The sequence below is a fragment of the Candidatus Poriferisodalis sp. genome, from assembly GCF_965198245.1.
In the GTDB taxonomy this organism is placed as follows: domain Bacteria; phylum Actinomycetota; class Acidimicrobiia; order Acidimicrobiales; family Poriferisodalaceae; genus Poriferisodalis.
In genome coordinates, this window is record NZ_OZ240249.1 from 1,522,696 (window position 1) to 1,541,673 (window position 18,978).

Here is an 18,978-nt window from a genome sequence, read left to right on the forward strand (position 1 = left end):
ATGGAACGTCTCGCCATTGCTGCGGTGTTGGTCGTCGTCGCGCTCGCGGTGGCCTATCTGGCCCAGCGCCGCCGAGGCGCAGCGGCCACATCAGTGACGAGATCGGAATTGCCCGCGGCCGTAGATCTCACGGCGGTGGGCATCACCGCCGGCCCGGCACTGGTGGTCTTCACCGAGGAGACATGCCGCACCTGTGCAGCAGCGTTGGCCGTCATCCGGGGACCCGCCGGCGCAGGGCTGCCGGTCGCCGAAGTGCCATTCGGGGCTGAACGGGAGCTGCATCGCCAGCACGGCATCGACACCGTGCCCACGACGGTGGTCACCGACGCTGACGGTCAGGTCATCGACGGCTGGGTCGGCCGTGTTGATCTGTCTGGGCTGACCGCGGCGCTCGCACAGGTTGTGCGCCGCTCCGATCCCCCGCAGGGCCCCTCAGCGGGCTAGTCGGCCACCTGCGGCGGGGGAGCAGCTTGCTCGATGAGGGGAATCGTCGGCGCGTCCTGCGCATCGTCTGTCAAGAGGGGGTCGTCCGTGTCGGACCCCTCGGGGGCGTCGAGTTGCCCATTGCCGGCCGCTGCCGTCTCGTCGGGATCGCGATCGGCAACGAGCGCCATGATCTGGGAGCCCGTGATGGTCTCGTGTTCGAGCAGGGCGGCGGCGATCCGGTTCAGCGCCGGGCGGTTCTCGACGAGCGCACGGCGGGCCCGATCTTGCTGGGTCCGCAGGATCCGCTCGACTTCCTCGTCGATGACCCGGGCGGTCTCGTCGGAGTAGTCGCGCCCCGAGACGAGATCCTCGCCGAGGAACACCTGCGCGTGCGATCCCCAGGCCATCGGTCCCACCCGGTCGCTCATGCCCCACTCGGAGACCATCTTGCGAGCCAACTCTGTGCCTTGAACCAGGTCATTGGCCGCTCCAGTCGAGGTCACGCCGAAGACGGTTTCCTCGGCCATGCGTCCGCCGAAGAGCACAGCCAGCCGGTCCTCGATGTAGTTCTGGCTGTAAGCGTGGCGTTCCTCGGGCAGCTGCATGGTGACGCCGAGCGCCTGTCCGGTCGGCAGGATCGTCACCTTGTGGACGGGGTCGGCATGCGGGAACAGCGTGGCAATGAGCGCGTGCCCGCCTTCGTGATATGCGGTGACTTCCCGCTCGTGCTCCGTCAGCGCCACCGACTCGCGACGCTGGCCCATCAGCACCCGGTCTCGCGCAGCTTCAAAATCTATCTGGGCAATCGTTTCCGATTCCCGCCGGACCGCGTGCAGGGCAGCCTCGTTGACCAAGTTGGCCAGGTCGGCGCCGCTCATGCCGGGAGTGCCCTTGGCCAGGGTTTCGAACTGCACGTCGTCGTCGATCTTCTTGTCCTTGGAATGCACCGCCAAGATGGCCAGCCGTTCGGAGTACTCCGGCAGCGGCACCACGACTTGGCGGTCGAACCGACCCGGCCGCAGCAGCGCGGGATCCAGGATGTCGGGCCGGTTGGTTGCGGCCATCATCACGATGCCGCCGCTCTCTTCGAAGCCGTCCATTTCGGCCAGCATCTGGTTGAGCGTCTGCTCACGCTCGTCGTGTCCGCCGCCAAGCCCGGCGCCTCGCTTGCGGCCGATCGAGTCGATCTCGTCGATGAAGATGATCGCCCGCCCGAGCTTGCGGGCGTTCTGGAACAGGTCGCGCACGCGGCTGGCACCGACGCCCACGAACATCTCCATGAAGTCCGAGCCGGTGACCGACAGGAACGGCACACCGGCCTCTCCGGCCACTGCGCGGGCAATGAGCGTCTTGCCGGTGCCCGGCGGACCCACCAGCAGTACGCCCTTGGGGACCTTGGCACCTATAGCGGTAAAGCGTTCGGGCGTCCTCAGGAAGTCGACCACCTCGGTGATCTCCTGCTTGACGCCCTCGTAGCCGGCGACGTCGTCGAACTTCGTCGACGGACGTTCCGTGGTGTAGGTCTTGGCCTTGCTGCGGCCGATCGACATGATCCCCGACATCTGCCCCTGTGCACGCCGCTGCATCCACCAAAAGAGCAGGAAGATCAGGCCGAATGGCAGCAGGAACGGCAGCAGGCTGACGAGCAGGTTGGGCCTGTCGGTGTGGAACTCGATGGAGACGCCACGTTCTCTCAGCAAGGCGAGATCGGTTTCGGGGAGTTCGACAGGCCCCTCGGAGGAGAACGTGGTGCCGTTGACGAACTCGCCGGTGATCTCGCCGGTGCCGTTGGTGACGGTGACACTGTTGACGTTCCCCTCGGACACCTCAGCGATGAGAGCGCTGTAGTCGATGGGCTCGCTGTCGTCGTTCCCCAGGATGCCCGGCAGGAACATCACCGAAAGCAGCACGATGGCGAGCAACCAGATCGACCAGCGGGGCCAGCGTTCTCTGCGCCGGCGAACGCCGGATCCTGATGAAGACGGGCTTTCGGGGCGGGAGCGCTCGTTCGAGTCGTCGTCGGCCGGCGCGTCGGAGGGCTCGCTGGCGCGCGGCTTGCGCGCGCGGGAGTGCCGCTCGCCCGAGGGCACCTCAGAAGCCATGGGTTCATGCTATGGCGGCGCTCCGGCTACCAGTAGCCGCGCGGCACCACCGGACCCACAGTGCTGAAGATGGTCGCAGGCCAGACCACTAACCTGCGCGGGTGGCCGCACTGACCATGCGCCCCTCGCGCGCAGGGGCGGTGCTGCCGGCGTGGATCGAAGCGGCAGTGGTCCTGGCGAGCTGCACGGCCGTTGTTGTGTGGCTTGACCCTGGCGGGGTCCTATCGGTGGCGACGCCCACCGGTGGGGACATGGGCGCTCACGTCTGGGGCCCAGCGTTCCTGCGCGATGAGCTCCTGCCAGCGGGTTCGCTGCGCGGCTGGACACCGGAGTGGTACGCGGGCATGCCGGCCATGCAGTTCTACATGGTGCTGCCGTACCTGATGATCGTGGCAGCAGATGTGGTGTTGCCCTTCGGCGTGGCGTTCAAGCTCATTGCGATCAGCGGTGTCGTCTCGATGCCTGCCGCCGCATGGCTGATGGGATTGCTGGCGGGCTGGGCACGTCCGTTGCGGGTACTGGCTGCGGTGGCCCTGCTGCTGTTCGTCTTCGACGTGAACTTCACGATTTATGGCGGGAACGCCGCGTCGACGCTGGCGGGGGAATTCGCGTTCTCGATCGCATTGTCGGCGACGCTTGTTTACCTGGGCATGCTCTGGCGCTCGCTCGAGCGGGGTACCGGACGCGCGCGGGCCAGCCTGGCCCTGGCGTTCGTGGCTCTCTGCCACCCCATCCCGCTGGCGTTCGCCGTGACGGCAAGCATCTTGATGGTCGCAGTGCGCAGCCTGCATGCCTTGCCCGATCGCATCGGCCGAGTTCGGGCAATGGGCTCGTCGATCGCTGCGATCGTGTTGTGGGCCGCTGTGTGGAATCTCACTGACTCTGCGCTGCCTCGGCTGGTCGTACCTGCTGCGGCCGTCGTGGCGCTAGTGGTGCTCGAATGGCGGCGGGCGTGGCACGCGCTTGCTATCGGCGTCATCGGCGGGCTGCTGTCGGCGTTCTGGACGGTGCCGTTCGCGGCCCGCCGGGCCTTCTTGAACGACATGGGCTGGGAGCGACTGACCTCCGTACGAGAGCACCTGTTCTTTGCCGACGAGATCAGCGGCGACGGAGCCCATCACAGCATCACCTGGCTGCTCGTGCTCGCAGGCATCGGCGCTGCGGTCGGTTTGGCGCGCTGGTACCGCCCAGCGTTGATGTGGACGGTCATCGCCATCACGATGGCCCTCGCATTTGTGCACTGGCCTCAGCACCGGCTGTGGAACGCGCGCATCCTGCCCTTCTGGTACTTGGCGTTGTACCTGCTGGCAGCGATGGGCCTCTGGCTCGTTATCGAAGGTCTGACTCGAAGGGACTCGGACCGTCCCCACCCCGCCGGCGAGCAGCTGGTCCCGGCGGCGCGCTGGGTACGCATGCTGGTGCCGGCGGCGCGCTGGGTACGCATGCTGGTGCCGGTCGCCGCATTGGTGGCGGCTGTGGGCCTGCTGGCACTGCGCTTCGGCGACGCTCCGGGCGGCAGGCTCGACGCCAGCGGCGCCTACCGCTGGGGTCCACTCACGGTGTCCGCGGAGGACCGCAATTTCGTCTCGGGCTGGGCGCGCTGGAACTTCCGCGGCTACGAAGGGCGACCATCGTACCCCGAGTACTACGAGTTCGTCACCGCAATGAGCGATGTCGGCGGTCGTTTCGAATGCGGGCGTCTGCTGTGGGAATACGACCGCGACGTCGTGGGTGCGTATGGCACTCCGATGGCCCCGATGCTTCTGCCGCATTGGACTGACGGCTGCATAGCGTCGATGGAAGGTCTCTACTTCGAATCGTCACCGACGGTGCCGTTCCATTTCCTCATGCAGTCGGAGATGTCGGCGGCACCGTCGCGTCCGATGCGCGGCCTTCCCTACAACGCCCTGGACTTCGCGCTGGGAGTTCCGCACCTGCAGATGTCGGGTATTCGGTACTACGCATCGTTCAGCTCCGAGGCGACCGCAGCGGCAAATCAATCCGCTGGCTTGAGGCACATCGCCTCGGCAGGCCCGTGGTCGATCTACCTCGTCGCTGACAGCGACGTGGTGTCTCCGCTGTCCTTCGAGCCCGCGGTCGCACCCGATGTGTCCCAAGCCGGGCGGGCCTGGACCGACCCGGCGTCGATCTGGTGGAACGACCCAGAGGCGTGGGATGTGCCGATCGCGGCACAGGGGCCGCAGCATTGGTCCCGGGTGGCATTGCTGCTGTCTCCCGGCGGCGACAGCGGCACGTCGGGTTCATTGGCGAGGTTCAGCGCGGCACCACGGCGTGCGCTGCCGCCAGTGCAGGTCAGCGACTTCGACACTGGGCGGGACTGGCTGTCGTTCTCGGTGGACCAGCCCGGTGTTCCGGTGCTGGTGAAGGTGTCCTACTTTCCGAACTGGTCCGCACGCGGCGCCGACGGGCCCTACCGCGTGACGCCCAACTGGATGGTGGTGATTCCCACCGATGAGCACGTTGAGCTCATCTATGGCGCCACGGCCGTCGAATACCTCGCCTGGCTGGCAACAGTGCTCGGGGTGATCGCGCTGGCGGTCGTCGCTGTGCGGCCCCCGGTACGGTTCGACCGCCGCCGCTCGCTTGGACCGCGTCACCCGGATCCGTGGACGCCCCCGCTGGACGAGCCGATGCCCGCTGGCAGCGGGACCGAACCCAGCGTTACGGCTGTACCAATTGCCGGCGAGATCGCTGAAATCCTCGACGAAGCACCCGAGGTGTCTGTCGTGCTGCCGGCCTACCAAGCTGCACACCTCGTCGGAGCGGCGGTGACGGAGATCAGCGCTGCCTTCCTGCGCAACGAAGCCCTGGACGGTCGACTCGAGATCGTGGTGGTGGACGACGGCTCGACCGACGGCACAGCAGAGGCGGCCCGGCGAGCCGGTGCCGATGTGGTGGTGTCGTCGGAGGCGAACCGCGGAAAGGGCGCAGCCGTGCGCATGGGAATGCTCGCTGCGAGCGGGCGACTGCGTCTGTTCACCGATGTGGACTTGGCCTACCCGCCTGGCCAGCTCCGTTCCCTCATCGATGCGCTTGAGGGAGGTGCTGACGTGGCGCTCGGCAACCGCCGCCACGCCGAGGCACGCACCATCAGTCCGGCACCGCCCACGAGGGCACTCGCGAGCCGGATGTTCAATGTCTTCACTCGCTTGGTGCTGTTGCGCCGCTACCGCGACACGCAGTGCGGCTTCAAGGGCTTTACGGCGACCGCAGCACAGCAGATCTTCAGCCGCTCCGTCATCGACGGGTTCGCTTTCGACGTGGAAGTGCTGTATCTCGTCGAACACTTCGAACTGACGGCCACTGAGGTGCCTGTAGCCGTGGATCACTCGGCCGACACGACGGTCCGGCTCACCTCTCAATCGCTGAGGGTGATCGCCGACATCTGGCGCATCCGCCACCGGGCAGCGGCCGGTGCGTATGGCGCGTTGGGGGCTTACACGCTCCCGGCTGAAACGCCGGCGTGAGGTGGTTAGGCCCCGGCGTCGCGTAGCGCTGGTGCTGGTTCGCCGGCCGGACTCTTCGGGTGCGACCTGCGCTCGTTGCTGGCGACGACGGCCATGAGCGGCGCCGGCCGTGCTTGGCCGGGTGTCAGACCCTTCTTGGGCGTCGGGCGGTGTCGTGATCGGGAGCGCGGGGCGTCAACACCGCTCGGTCGCTGCTGGCTGAACAGACCGGCTTCATCAACAAGCACCCGGTCTTCGTATTCATCGAACCACAAGGCCTCTGGGTTGCGACCGACGATCGTGACTTTGCCCCGGTGGGGAGCGTGAGCCGGGTTGCGCAGCACCTTGAAGATCACGACGCCGTTTTCGGCGCCCCGCAGACCGGCGATCGGACCGTCGGTCACTGCGGAGACCTCTGTCTTGCCCTTGTAGTGCACGATCGTGAGCCGGGCGTGAGACTCCACCCCGGACAATCCGCGTTGGGATTCGTTGAGGAGCGCCCACGCCGTCTCGATGGGCACGTTGAAAGCCTTGTAGGCGACGATGTTGCGTCCGCAGAAGAAATAGTGGTTCTCGACTCCGACACTCTTGAGCGTCCGTTGCAGGGTTCGCAGTGCACTCGCATCGTTGTTGACGCCCGCGATGATCGGCGTCTGATTCTCCACGCTGATCCAGCCGCGTCCTACGAGCTCATCGACCGCACGCCGTGTGTTGGGACGCCATTGCAAGAAGCCCTTGTCGTCACTGATGTACTGCCCGTCGGAGTCCTTCATCAAGAACTCGTCGGGGTGGTTGAAGTGGATCATGAATCGCATCGAGACATCGGGGTAGACGTCGTGGAAGCGATCGATCATCGAGAAGAAGGCCTCGTCGAAGCGATCCGGATGGAACGCCAGCTCCTTGGTTCCGATCCGGATGACCTCGGTGCCTGCTTCCGCCAAGGCTGTAAACCACGCTGCCAGCTTGGAATTCGGCAGCACCATGGGGTCGCCGCCTGACAGGAGGATCTCGCGCAATTTGGGCCGACCGGTCTCCGGATGCGTCCCTCCGTTTGCTGCGACAGCGGCATTGTGTGCCCGGATGTAGTCGGTGATTTCGCCGACATGTGCAAGGCCCTTCTTCTTGACCGTGCCGTCAGAGCGCTCAATCTCTTTGCGCCCAATCAATTCCTCGCGATAGCAGAACCTGCAATGTGCTGAGCATGTCGAAATAACATACAGCAATCCCATTTCATACTTATGTAACAGGCCTTCGATAGGGCTGTAATCAAGTTGATTAGCGGGGTCAGGATCACCTTCAAGATTCGCAGTCTCGTCCGCGGATGCCTTGACGAGTTTTTTCAGTGCGGAACTGGACTTCGCCATTTCGAAGTAGTGCCGGGTAATCTTGACCGGCATTCGTGTTTCAACATCGCGTTCAGTGTCGCGTAATTGGCGTAAATCATCGAGCTCTTGGGCGGTGTAGAAATTTTGGAAGTCTTCAGGCGCAGAGCCACTCATAAAGGGGTCAAGGCCATTGACAATCTGACGGTCGTACCTAGGATTCTCGACCTCGTCAAGTACCAATTGCTCACGATTTGTTGGCTGGTATTTACTCTTCATCATCGCCTCGTCCGCTTGCTTCAGACAGGTTCGCATCCCACTCTCTGCTCCCACTCTAGGTAGGTGGGCGTGCAAATTGCAAGGGGGTTGCAGAAAATGGCCGCGCACCGCTGCGCGGAACTGGGCAGATCGACCATGCACAACGTGCATCTGATTCACATCTCAATCGCCCCAGAAGTCGCCGGACTCGGGGCATCCTCGACGATTGCAGGGAGCATTACGGGACGCGCCGCTTAGGCTCGGGAAGCGTTATGCCGGGCCCCATTGATCCTGTGCCAGCCGATGTCTTGGCGGGCATCGTCAAGGCATATGACATACGTGGTATTTGTCCCGACGAGCTGCGTCCGTCGGCAGCGCGTGGCATCGGCTACGCCTTCGCTGAGTGGTCGGGTGCGACGCAGCTTGTCTTGGGGCGGGACATGCGTCCGAGCGGTGTCTCGTTGGCCGATGCGTTCGCCAGCGGTGCCCAGGCAGCCGGGGTCGACGTCATCGACATCGGGCTGGCTTCGACGGATCTGCTCTATTTCGCTTCGGGCCACCTGGACCTGCCAGGAGCAATGCTGACGGCATCGCACAATCCGGCCGCCTACAACGGCATCAAGCTGTGCGGACCCGGCGCTGCACCGGTAGGTGCCAACAGCGGTCTGGCCGACATTGCTCAGCGGGCAGCACAGGGTGCTACGTCGACTGCCGGCGGGGGCCGGCGCCACTCGCGTGACCTGCTCGACACGTTCGCAATCCATGTCCGATCGTTCGTCGACGTCGAGTCGCTTGCCCCCTTGCGAGTGGTGGCGGACACTGCCAACGGCATGGGAGGCCACGTGCTGCCGGCGGTCTTCGGGCCGCTGCCGTTCGAGTGGGAGCTGATGTACGGCGAGCTCGACGGCACCTTTCCCAACCACCCGGCCGACCCGATCCGGCCCGAGAACCTCGTCGATCTCAGCAAGCGCGTGCTGGAGGTTGGGGCCGATGTCGGCCTTGCGTTCGATGGCGATGCGGACCGGGTCTTTCTTACCGACGAACGCGGCCGCGCGGTGAGCGGATCGCTGCTCACTGCGCTGGTCGCGCAAGCCATGCTGCGTCGCTGCGGTCCGGGGCCGATTCTCTACAACCTGATCTGCTCCCGCGCCGTGCCCGAGGCGATCGCTGAAGCGGGCGGCCAGCCACTGCGCACCCGGGTGGGCCACAGCTTTATCAAGACAGAAATGGCGCGCACTGGTGCCGCCTTCGGCGGCGAGCACAGCGGCCACTACTACTTCGCCGACAACTACCGTGCCGACTCCGGTCTGATCGCTGCGCTGGTCGCGCTCGAACAGCTGAGCACCGCAGCGGTGCCGTTGTCGGAGCTGCTTGCGCCCTTGGACCGGTATGCGTCCTCAGGCGAGATCAACACTCGTGTTGGCGATATTGACGAGGTGCTTCGCCGGGTATCGGCGCGCTTCACCAGATACTCCCAGGACCGCCTCGATGGTCTCACCGTCGACGCAGGCGACTGGTGGTTCAACTTGCGGCCGTCCAATACCGAGCCGTTGCTCCGGCTGAATCTCGAAGCGCTCGACGCCGAAGCTGTGGCAGAACGAGTGAGCGAAATCAGGGCGCTGCTGGCATGATCGCCACGTGGATCCGCAACCGACGTCGGACGGCTGGCTCCGGCCGCGTCCAAGAGGTACGCATGGGACTTGATCCGGCCTTGTCAGAAATCCTGGCCTGCCCGCAGGACAAGGGATCGCTCTACTTCGTGGCGGAGGAGGATCTGCTCTACAACCCGCGCTTGAGGCGGACCTATTCCGTCGACAACGGCATTCCCGTGTTGCTGATCGACGAGGGTTCCGACGCAGATCCGGACACCGCCGCAGCGCTGGACGCTCGCATCGCGAGTGGTGAACTCAGTCCGACGTTTGAACAGTGACCCACGACGCACACTGGTCAGCTGCCGGCGCCAGGAGGCTCTTGCCATGAGTCAGTCAGCAGGGTCTCAGTCGACGGGGCATGACCGAACCGGCATCGACTCGATGGGGATGGCGGCTGCCACCGTGGCACTGCCGGCGCAGCTCGAAGCAGCGCTAGTCGCCGCCGAGGAGGTGGTGGGCCCAGCAGGGAGCGAACCGATCACCAATGTCGTTGTCCTGGGCATGGGAGGTTCGGGGGTCGCCGGGGACGTCATCTCGGCCCTCGCGGCGCCGCAGATGCGTGTGCCGGTCACTGTTGTCAAGGGCTACGAGTGTCCCGCGTTCGTCGGCCCGCACACGCTGGCGATAGCGGTCTCGTTCAGCGGCAACACCGAAGAGACCCTCGAAACGGCCGCGGCCGCGCATGACGCCCGCGCCTCAGTTGTCGCTGTCACCTCGGGCGGCCGGCTGGCCGAGCTGGCCCGCCACTGGGGAGCGCCGCTCTATGAAGTGGACGGCAGCATCCCGATGCCGAGAGCGGCAGTCGGCGCCATTTCGGTCGCGCCCTTGGTGGCGCTCGAACGTGCTGGTCTGCTGTCGGGCGTTGCCGGCTGGGTCGGCGCGACCGTTGCCCAGCTGTGTGCGCGCCAGGACAGCACCGGCGCTGAGGTCGATTCGCTCGACGAGATCGTCAGCGCGATCGGCAACGGCGAGATGCTGCCGGTCTTCTACGGCGGGGGCGCGCCGGGGGTCGTCGCCGCGGGCCGAGCCAAGGCCCAGATCAACGAGAACGTCAAGATCCCGGCATATGCCAGCGCGATGCCCGAGCTGTGCCACAACGAATTGGCCGGATGGGACCTGGCAGGTCGTCTCATTGATGGCTCGCCTCTGGCGGTGATCGCGCTGCGGCACGATTTCGAACACCCTCAGATCCGGCGCCGCTACGACTTCACCCGCCGCGTGTTGGACGGCGCCCGCGTCGCTGTGCCCTACGCAGAGTTGCGTGCCGGTGGCGATGGCGCCATGGCGCAGCTGTTCGACCTCATCTACCAAGTCGATGTGCTGAGCCTGCGCATCGCCGCAGCAGCCCGGCGCGATCCCGGCCCGATCACACTGCTCGCCGAACTCAAGACCTACCTTGCTTCTGACGACATCTGAAGGGCAATGTCGCGTCGTACAAATCTGCGTCGTCGGTGCAGACACTGCAGAAGGACTGTTGATGCTCGATCTTGAACGTGGTCTCGATTGGGTCGTCCATGGAGACAATGCCGAGGTGCTGCCAAAGTTGCCAGACGCCTCATTTCCGCTCATCTACGTAGATCCTCCCTTCAATAGCGGCCGCGAGCAGCGACGCACATCGATCTCGGTCGTGCGCGACGAGACGGGGGACCGCACCGGGTTTGGCGGTCGTCGCTACGCCTCGGTGAACAGAGCTTCGACTTCATTCACCGACAGCTTTGACGACTACCTGGTGTTTATCTCCGAGCGCATCGAACAAGCTCACCGTCTGCTGACGCCGGAAGGAACGATCTACTTCCACATCGACTATCGAGAGGCTCACTATTGCAAGATCTTGTTCGACGAGATCTTCGGCCGCAAGTGTTTCCTCAACGAAATCATCTGGGCCTATGACTACGGAGGTCGCTCCAAGCGTCGCTGGGCGGCCAAGCATGACACCATCCTCGTGTACGTACGCGATCCGGAGACCTATTTCTTCGATCAGGACGCAATCGAGCGCATCCCCTACATGGCGCCCGGCTTGGTGACGAAGGAGAAGGCTGCAAGCGGCAAGTTGCCGACGGACGTTTGGTGGCACACGATCGTTCCCACCAACAGCAGTGAGCGCACGGGCTATGCGACTCAGAAGCCAGAAGGCATCCTGCGCCGCGTGCTGTCAGCTTCATCGCGCCCTGGCGAACGCGTACTTGATTTTTTTGCGGGTTCAGGCACGACGGGCGCGGTCGCGCAGCAACTTGGACGTCGTTTCGTGCTCATCGACGACAACTCTGAGGCAATCGAAGCCATGCGGCGTCGCTTGCATGGCAGCGGCACCGAGTGGATCGACGGAGCGGGGAATCCGATCACGTCGGGAGCGGATGATGACATCTCAGCCGGGACGCTGTTCTAAGTCGCTAACTCGGAATTGGAATTCGATCTGGTTGAGGGTCGACGGTTCGAAATCAAGTTCTCCACCCGTTGGCAGAACGGCGAGTATCGCTTCCAGCAGATCCGAGATCAGAACTATGAGTTCCTCTTCGCAGTGGGCCTGTCTCCCTAGGGCATTCACGGATGGGTGATCCCCAAGACGGTGCTTCGTGAGCACGTAATTGGGCGTGTGGGTCAACACACCGGAAGGGGCGCGGCGGAAACAGATTGGCTGGCAGTCGTCCCGGGAGAGGAGCCGACATGGCTACGTGCCTGTGGTGGCTTGCTCGAAGATGTCACCGTCCTTCTGCGCAATCTGCGCCGAACGCAATGACGCCAATCGATGACTTCGAGGTGGCTGATCTCGGCTTGGCGGCAGCGGGCCGACGGCAGACCGAACTGGCAGAGACCGAGATGCCCGGCCTTATGGGGCGCTTCTCGTTTGCGCGTGGAGTAGTTCGGTGAGGGTTCCGACGCAGATCCGGACACCGCCGCAGTGTCCACCTCTCCTACGACTGTTCAACAGTGGGTGGATCGCCGTCGTGGACGGAAGGCTCGCTGCACCAGTCGCGGGCAAGATCTCGTAGGGCCTCCGGATCGGGGATTCCCACCATCTCAGCGGCAGCGAAGTCGAGTTCAGCGCGCGCCGGATCGCGATACGCATCGCGGGCTGACATCAGCTGGACGCGCATGAGTTCCCGATGAGTTCTCAGGAGTTCAGCGGCGGCCGCGTAGATTCTCGAGTCGTTGAAGTCTGGGCAAGGCATTTGTCGGATTCCCTCAAGCTGCGCACTGCTGCGCCCGTGCTGTTGGCGCTGGGCTCGTGACCAATGGACGACCATTCCCAGTGTCGAGTTCGCCCAAATCGTGAATCCGAATCGAACGTCAGTGTGGTCTGAGCTTTGGCGTCGGAGGCCCAGAGCGAGCCATCGCGATGCGTCCGGGCCTTCTCGCTGCTCCTCTCGGTCGCGAAGCGCGGCGTCGATCGATCGACCTGTCTCGGCGGCGACGGCGATGCTGCTGAACGGCTCGTCAAGCGTCACGGTTATGACATCGGCTGTAGACAGATCGATGCGCGACTCGGAGCGCTTTGTAGCGGTGATGATCATTTCACCCATGTAGGTGTCGGCCGAGAGCGTCTTGTCACCGCCCCGAGAGCGGGAATAGGGCGGGATCATCTCTCGCAAGTGAGCGGACTCTTCGGTAGGCGGCACGAAGCAGCGTTCCGGTCCCGCAGGCGAAGTCGGCTATGCGGAAGGTCTCGCCCAATGGGTCGGCGTCGCCGAGCACCAGCGATCGGGCAGATGCCGGGAGCTGCACGCCTTCGTTGACGGTGATGTGTGCGAGGAATTCCGCGACCGCTGGACGGGTGTAGTAGCTCGCTGCCTCGGACCGGTCGGAAATCAGGCGTTGGAACAGCTCGCCGCCGATGTCGAACAACCCAAGTACGCCCGCTTCGACGGTACTACCCACGTGCGCGCAGCTAGCGAACGTGTCGCTGACGAGGCGAAGCCCATTTTGGGCGAATAGGCCAATACACCGTGCGGCTTGGAGCGCCGCTGAGCACACTGGAGTTCGCGTGCCGCCCGATACCACCTTGCGCACGCGAAACGGAGGCAAGTGTGATCGATTTCGAGGTCGCTGATCTCGGCTTGGCGGCAGCGGGCCGTCGGCAGATCGAGCTGGCTGAGGCCGAGATGCCTGGGCTCATGGCGCTGCGCGCCCGGCACTTCGACGCGCAGCCGCTGCGGGGGGCCCGCATCACCGGCTCGCTGCACATGACCGTGCAGACCGCCGTACTCATCGAGACGCTGGCCGATCTCGGAGCTCAGGTGCGCTGGGCCTCGTGCAACATCTTCTCTACCCAGGACGAGGCAGCGGCAGCCGTGGTGGTCGGGCGGGGCGGGACGCTCGACGAGCCGCGGGGCGTGCCGGTCTTCGCGTGGAAGGGCGAGACGCTCCCGGAGTACTGGCGCTGCAACTACCGCGCGCTGCGCTGGCCGGACGGTCCCGGTCCCACGCTGATCGTTGATGACGGCGGTGATGCCACTTTGATGGTGCACCTCGGTGCCCGCTACGAGAGCATGGGCGAAGTCCCGGTCCTGCTGGCCGACGGTCCCCATGCGGCCCCTCCCGACGAGGTCGCGGGGCACGAATTGCTTGGCGAGCTGCGCCAGACCGAGCCCGGCCTGTGGACCGAGATTGCGGCGGGCATCCGCGGCGTCTCAGAGGAGACCACCACCGGCGTGAACCGGCTCTACGACATGGCTGCCCGCGGCGAGCTGACCTTCCCGGCGTACAGCGTGAACGACTCGGTCACCAAGTCCAAGTTCGACAACCTCTACGGCTGCCGCCATTCGCTCATCGACGGCATCAACCGGGCAACCGACGTCATGCTCGGCGGCAAGGTGGCGTTCGTGGCGGGCTACGGCGATGTCGGCAAGGGCTGCGCGCAGGCGCTTCGGGGCCAAGGCTGCCGGGTCATCGTCTCCGAGATCGACCCCATCAACGCGCTGCAGGCCGCCATGGAGGGTTTCGAAGTCGACCGGCTCGAAAACGTGCTCGACATCGCCGACATCTACGTCACCGCGACCGGCAACCGCGACATCATCTCCGCCGAGCACATGTCGCGCATGAAGCACCAAGCCGTCGTGGCCAACATCGGGCACTTCGACAACGAGATTGACATGGCGGGCCTCGCGGCGATGTCAGATGTCCGGCGAAACCCGATCAAGCCCCAGGTGGACGAGTTCATCTTCCCGACCGGCAATTCGGTCATCGTGCTGGCCGAAGGCCGGCTCGTGAACCTGGGCTGCGCGACCGGGCATCCCAGCTTCGTGATGTCGATGAGTTTCACGAACCAGGTGCTCGCCCAGCTCGAACTGCATGCGCACGCATCCGAGCTTGACGTCGACGTCCACGTGCTGCCCAAGCACCTCGACGAGGAGGTGGCGCGCCTGCACCTTGACAAGCTCGGGGCCAAGCTCACCCGCCTGACCGCAGAGCAGGCCTCCTACCTCGGCCTCGACCCACAAGGCCCCTACAAGGCAGACCGCTACCGCTACTGACGCCCAAATTGGCTTCAGCACCCGGCGGCCGCGCATCTACGGTCCGCGTCGTGCTGTTTGAAGTGCGCTGTCCTGGCTGCCACGCGTTGGGATGGTGCCCGTGCGCTGAGTGCATCGGGGCACTGTGCGATCCCGAGCCGGCGTCGGTACCGGGTGCTGAATCGGTCGCCCTGCTCTTCTCGCACGACGGCGTCGGTCGCGAGTTCATCCATGCGCTCAAGTACCGGGGCGAGCGAGCCATCGCACGATGGCTCGGCGAATCGCTCGCCCTCGCACACCTCGCAGCGCCGGCACAGGGGTCGATCGACACAGCGGCGGCTCTGCCGGCGCGCATCGACACAGCGGCGGCTCTGCCGGCGCGCATCGACACAGCGGCGGCTCTGCCGGCGCGCATCGACACAGTCACCTGGGCGCCGACGACGGCAGCTCACCGCCGCTCGCGCGGCTTTGACCAGGCTGAGACGCTGGCGAGAACAACCGCCAAGGCGTTGCGTGTGCGCCCGGCGCGGTTGTTGCGGCGGATCGGCACGAGAGCACAATCGGGCGCCAGCAGAACCGAACGTCTCCACGGTCCCCGTTTCAATGCACGCGTTCGTGTCGCGGGGCGCCGGATTCTGCTTGTCGATGACGTGCTCACCACCGGGGCGACGCTGCGCGCCGCGACCGCTGCGTTGTTGGATGCGCGCGCAGCCTCCGTGCACGTGGCAGCGTGTGCTCGGCGGGGTCACGACGGTGCCGCGTCTGTTGCCTAACATGGCAATCCCTTCACTTCGGGCAGGAACGTCTCACCGGGCAGCTGCCCAGAAAGCCGAGGCAATGCAGATCATCATCACGGGTCGCAAGGTTCAGGTTCCCGACGATGTGCGGGCTGCAGTGGAGCGGAAGATCGGGGCGCTGGACAGATTCGTTGGTGACCTGGATCGGGCCGAGGTGGTGTTCCGGGAGGAGAAAAACCCGCGCATCACCGAGCGTGAGCAGGTGGAGGTCACACTGCTCGGCCACGGCCACCGTGTGCGCGCCTCAGTGGCCGGCGTTGACCAGCACCAGGCGGTCGACCTCGCAGTCGGCAAGCTCGGCAAGCAGTTGCGCAAGCTCAAGACTCGTGTCGTACGGCGCCGTCGCCCGAACCTGCAACGCGATGAGGTCCACCATCCGCTGGCTCGCCTCGACAACGACCTGGTCAACGGTGCTGTGGCTCCCGAGCAGGCGGCGGACATCGACGACCCTGAATGGGTCCCGCGTATCGTGCGCCGCAAGACGTTCGACCTGGAGTTGATGGATCCCGCCGAAGCGGTCGCCCGGATGCAGCTGCTCGACCACGATTTCTTCCTGTTCGTGAATGTCGATAGCGACAAGCCGAGCGTGGTGTACCTGCGCTCGGACGGAGACGCTGGGCTCATCGAGATCGACGCCTGAACCTTTCATTAATCCTCGGCTCTGGTGCCGGGGGCCAGCGGTAGCCTGCGCTCGTGGCTCTGTTTCAGCGTGTGCTCCGTGCCGGGGAAGGCAAGAAGCTGCGCCTGCTGGAGGAGTTGGCTCCCGAAATCAACGCCGTCGAGCCAGAGGTGGAGCGGCTCTCCGATGACGAGTTGCGGGCTCGCACGGGCGAGTTTCGCGCTGAGCTCGACCGCGGCGCCGACCTCAACGACGTCCTCGTCGATGCCTTCGCGGTCATGCGCGAGGCGGCGCGCCGTGTCATCGGCCAGCGCCACTACGACGTGCAGCTCATCGGCGGGGCGGCGCTGCATTTCGGCTGGGTGGCCGAGATGCGCACCGGCGAGGGAAAGACGCTCGTCTCGACCCTGCCGGTGTACCTCAATGCGCTGAGTGGCAAGGGCGTCCACATCGTCACCGTGAACGACTACCTGGCCGCCCGCGACGCCGAGTGGATGGGCCGCATCCACCGCTTCCTGGGTTTGGAGGTGGGGCTCGTGGTGCCCGGCCCCTACGACGCTGCGCACAAGCGTCGCCAGTACGCCGCCGACATCACCTACGGCACCAACAACGAGTTCGGTTTCGACTACCTGCGAGACAACATGGCGCCGAATCGCAGCGCTCAAGTCCAGCGCGGCCACAACTACTGCATCGTCGACGAGGTCGACTCGATCCTTATCGACGAGGCGCGGACGCCGCTCATCATCAGCGGCCGGGTTGCGGACGCCGCCAAGCTCTACCAGCAGTTCGCTCGTATCGCCGCGACGATGATCCGCGACGTCGACTACGAGGTCGAAGAAGACAAGCGCAACGTGGCAGTGCTCGAGCCGGGCATCACCAAGGTCGAGCGGGCGCTCAACATCGACAACCTGTACGACGAGGTCTCGGCCAACCTGGTTCACCAGATGAACGCCGCACTGCGCGCCAAGGAGCTCTACCGGCGCGACAAGGACTATGTCGTCTCTGGGGGCGAGGTGAAGATCGTCGACGAGTTCACGGGCCGCATCCTTGAAGGGCGGCGCTGGAGCGAGGGCCTCCACCAGGCAGTTGAGGCCAGGGAGGGGGTGGCGATCAAAGAGGAAAACCAGACGCTCGCCACCATCACGCTGCAGAACTACTTCCGCCTCTACGACAAGCTCGCCGGCATGACGGGCACGGCCGCCACTGAAGCCGCCGAGTTCAGCAACACCTACGGACTTGACGTGGTCCCGGTGCCGACCCACCTTCCCGTGGTGCGGGACGACCAGGGCGATCTCATATACAAGACCGAGGCCGCGAAGCTGGAGGCCGTCGTCGACGACATCGTTGAACGCATCGGCGCGGGCCAGCCGACTCTTGTGGGCACCGTCAGCGTGGAGAACTCCGAGAAGCTGGCAGCCGCGCTCGATCGCAGGGGCATCGACCACAGCGTGCTCAACGCCAAGGAACACACGCGCGAGGCTGAGATCATCGCTCAGGCGGGCCGGCTGGGCTCGGTCACCGTGGCCACGAACATGGCCGGCCGCGGCGTCGACATCCTGCTCGGCGGCAACCCTGAGGGCCTGGCACGCCGCGACTTGCTGCGCGAGAAGCTCGATCCGGACGAGCCGGAGAACGCAGCGGAGCTGTCAGCCCGTGTCGGGCGCTACGAGCCCGAGTGCCGTGCGGAAGGCGACGAGGTGCGCAAGCTGGGCGGCCTCTACGTGCTGGGAACCGAGCGCCATGAGTCGCGGCGCATCGACAATCAGCTGCGGGGTCGTTCCGGGCGGCAGGGCGATCCGGGAGCGAGCCGTTTCTACCTCTCGCTGGAGGACGATTTGATGCGCCTGTTCGCCACCGGGGCGGTGAACTGGGTAATGGATCGCACGTTGCCCGACGAAGTGCCGCTGGAGGCGAAGATGGTCACCAAGGCCATCGAGCGGGCGCAGAACACCGTTGAGCAGAAGAACGCCGAGGTCCGCAAGAACGTCCTCAAGTACGACGAGGTGATGAACGAGCAGCGCAAGGTGATCTATGCGCGGCGGGAGCAGATCCTCGGCGGCGACGATCTGCGCGCCGAGTCGCTGGGCTATCTGCACGACGCTGCCGAAGCAGCAGTGCTGGATCACTGCACAGGCGATGTCGTCTCCGAATGGGATCTCGACGGGCTGCTGGCCACGGTCGGCACCTACTGGCCAACCGAGCTCACGGTTGCCGAGTTGTCGGGCGAACCTCAGCGGGACTGGGGGGTCGCCGATGCGGTCGAGCTGGTCTGCGCCGACGGCGAGCACCACTACACCGCACGAGAGGCCGAGATCGGATCCGAAGCGATGCGCGAGGTGGAGCGGCAGGTGCTGCTGCGTCTCATCGACCAGCGCTGGCGGGAGCACCTCGCAGACATGGATCATCTGCGTGAGGGCATTCACCTGCGCGGGATCGGCCAGAAGGACCCCGTGGCGGAGTGGCAGCGAGAGGGCTTCGACATGTTCGCCAGCCTGCTCGAGCGGGTTTACCGCGACTTCGTCACCTACGTGATGCACGTGCAGGTCACATCGCCGGAGGCCGCCGCCGGATCAACGTCAACAACGGGGCCTGCGCCCTCGAGGTCAGCCGACGGTGCTGCTGGGGCCACAGATGTGCAGTACACCGCGCCGGATCTGACGCCGTCGACTGTCGGTGCTGGCAACGGCGCACCATCTGGTGCGGCTGCAGCCTCAGCGCCCCGCGGTCCCAGTGGTCCGTCGCAGTCGCGACGCATTGCTGCAGCTTCGACCGGCACCGTGGTCAAGTCAGCCGAGGAGAAGCTGGGCCGCAACGATCCGTGCCATTGCGATTCGGGCCGCAAGTTCAAGCACTGCCACGGCCGCTGAGGCGCCAACGTGAGCCGA

15 protein-coding genes are annotated in these 18,978 nt (G+C 65.2%); 11 read left to right on the forward strand and 4 right to left on the reverse strand.

Annotated features, from left to right (window positions below; all coding sequences use genetic code 11):
• Positions 1-444, forward strand: a complete 444-nt coding sequence (locus tag ACOCMM_RS07010; protein WP_419552463.1) for a thioredoxin family protein — start codon at positions 1-3, stop codon at positions 442-444.
• Here the strand turns inward: ACOCMM_RS07010 and ftsH are convergent.
• Positions 441-2,528, reverse strand: a complete 2,088-nt coding sequence (gene ftsH, locus ACOCMM_RS07015; RefSeq protein ID WP_419552464.1) for an ATP-dependent zinc metalloprotease FtsH — start codon at positions 2,526-2,528, stop codon at positions 441-443. The genes ACOCMM_RS07010 and ftsH overlap by 4 nt on opposite strands.
• Positions 2,529-2,629: 101 nt before the next feature.
• Between ftsH and ACOCMM_RS07020 the strand changes: the two genes are divergently transcribed.
• Entirely contained in the window at positions 2,630-6,016 is a 3,387-nt protein-coding gene (locus ACOCMM_RS07020; protein ID WP_419552465.1) for a glycosyltransferase, read from the forward strand.
• A 5-nt stretch (positions 6,017-6,021) separates the two neighbouring features.
• Here ACOCMM_RS07020 and ACOCMM_RS07025 read toward each other — a convergent pair whose 3' ends face one another.
• Positions 6,022-7,755 (reverse strand): KamA family radical SAM protein, encoded by a 1,734-nt coding sequence (locus tag ACOCMM_RS07025; protein ID WP_419552466.1) that lies wholly within the window; start codon positions 7,753-7,755, stop codon positions 6,022-6,024.
• A gap of 92 nt (positions 7,756-7,847) precedes the next feature.
• Between ACOCMM_RS07025 and manB the strand changes: the two genes are divergently transcribed.
• From manB to ACOCMM_RS07050, 5 genes are all read left to right on the forward strand, one after another.
• On the forward strand, positions 7,848-9,206 hold the full coding sequence (gene manB, locus ACOCMM_RS07030) for a phosphomannomutase/phosphoglucomutase (protein WP_419552467.1): 1,359 nt from the start codon (positions 7,848-7,850) through the stop codon (positions 9,204-9,206).
• A gap of 62 nt (positions 9,207-9,268) precedes the next feature.
• Positions 9,269-9,505 (forward strand): Trm112 family protein, encoded by a 237-nt coding sequence (locus tag ACOCMM_RS07035; RefSeq protein ID WP_419552468.1) that lies wholly within the window; start codon positions 9,269-9,271, stop codon positions 9,503-9,505.
• A 46-nt stretch (positions 9,506-9,551) separates the two neighbouring features.
• Entirely contained in the window at positions 9,552-10,643 is a 1,092-nt protein-coding gene (locus ACOCMM_RS07040; RefSeq protein WP_419552469.1) for an SIS domain-containing protein, read from the forward strand.
• A gap of 61 nt (positions 10,644-10,704) precedes the next feature.
• Entirely contained in the window at positions 10,705-11,613 is a 909-nt protein-coding gene (locus ACOCMM_RS07045; RefSeq protein ID WP_419552470.1) for a DNA-methyltransferase, read from the forward strand.
• 347 nt (positions 11,614-11,960) lie between these two features.
• On the forward strand, positions 11,961-12,095 hold the full coding sequence (locus tag ACOCMM_RS07050; protein WP_419552471.1) for an adenosylhomocysteinase: 135 nt from the start codon (positions 11,961-11,963) through the stop codon (positions 12,093-12,095).
• Between the two features lie 44 nt (positions 12,096-12,139).
• Here the strand turns inward: ACOCMM_RS07050 and ACOCMM_RS07055 are convergent, their stop codons facing one another.
• Positions 12,140-12,808, reverse strand: coding sequence for a hypothetical protein (locus ACOCMM_RS07055; RefSeq protein WP_419552472.1), 669 nt, complete (start codon positions 12,806-12,808; stop codon positions 12,140-12,142).
• Positions 12,774-13,103 carry a hypothetical protein gene (locus ACOCMM_RS07060; RefSeq protein WP_419552473.1) on the reverse strand — a complete coding sequence of 110 codons (330 nt, stop codon included), beginning with the start codon at positions 13,101-13,103 and terminating at the stop codon, positions 12,774-12,776. The genes ACOCMM_RS07055 and ACOCMM_RS07060 overlap by 35 nt, the downstream gene beginning before the upstream one ends.
• Before the next feature lie 149 nt (positions 13,104-13,252).
• Between ACOCMM_RS07060 and ahcY the strand changes: the two genes are divergently transcribed.
• From ahcY to secA, 4 genes are read left to right on the forward strand one after another with little or no spacing between them, the layout of a single operon-like run.
• A complete protein-coding gene (ahcY, locus tag ACOCMM_RS07065) occupies positions 13,253-14,698 on the forward strand; it encodes an adenosylhomocysteinase (RefSeq protein ID WP_419552474.1) in 1,446 nt (481 codons plus the stop codon).
• Positions 14,699-14,748: 50 nt separating this feature from the next.
• Positions 14,749-15,450, forward strand: coding sequence for a ComF family protein (locus tag ACOCMM_RS07070; RefSeq protein ID WP_419552475.1), 702 nt, complete (start codon positions 14,749-14,751; stop codon positions 15,448-15,450).
• Between the two features lies 1 nt (position 15,451).
• Positions 15,452-16,114, forward strand: a complete 663-nt coding sequence (gene hpf, locus ACOCMM_RS07075) for a ribosome hibernation-promoting factor, HPF/YfiA family (protein WP_419552476.1) — start codon at positions 15,452-15,454, stop codon at positions 16,112-16,114.
• Positions 16,115-16,167: 53 nt separating this feature from the next.
• Positions 16,168-18,960, forward strand: a complete 2,793-nt coding sequence (gene secA, locus ACOCMM_RS07080; RefSeq protein WP_419552477.1) for a preprotein translocase subunit SecA — start codon at positions 16,168-16,170, stop codon at positions 18,958-18,960.
• Positions 18,961-18,978 lie beyond the last annotated feature (18 nt).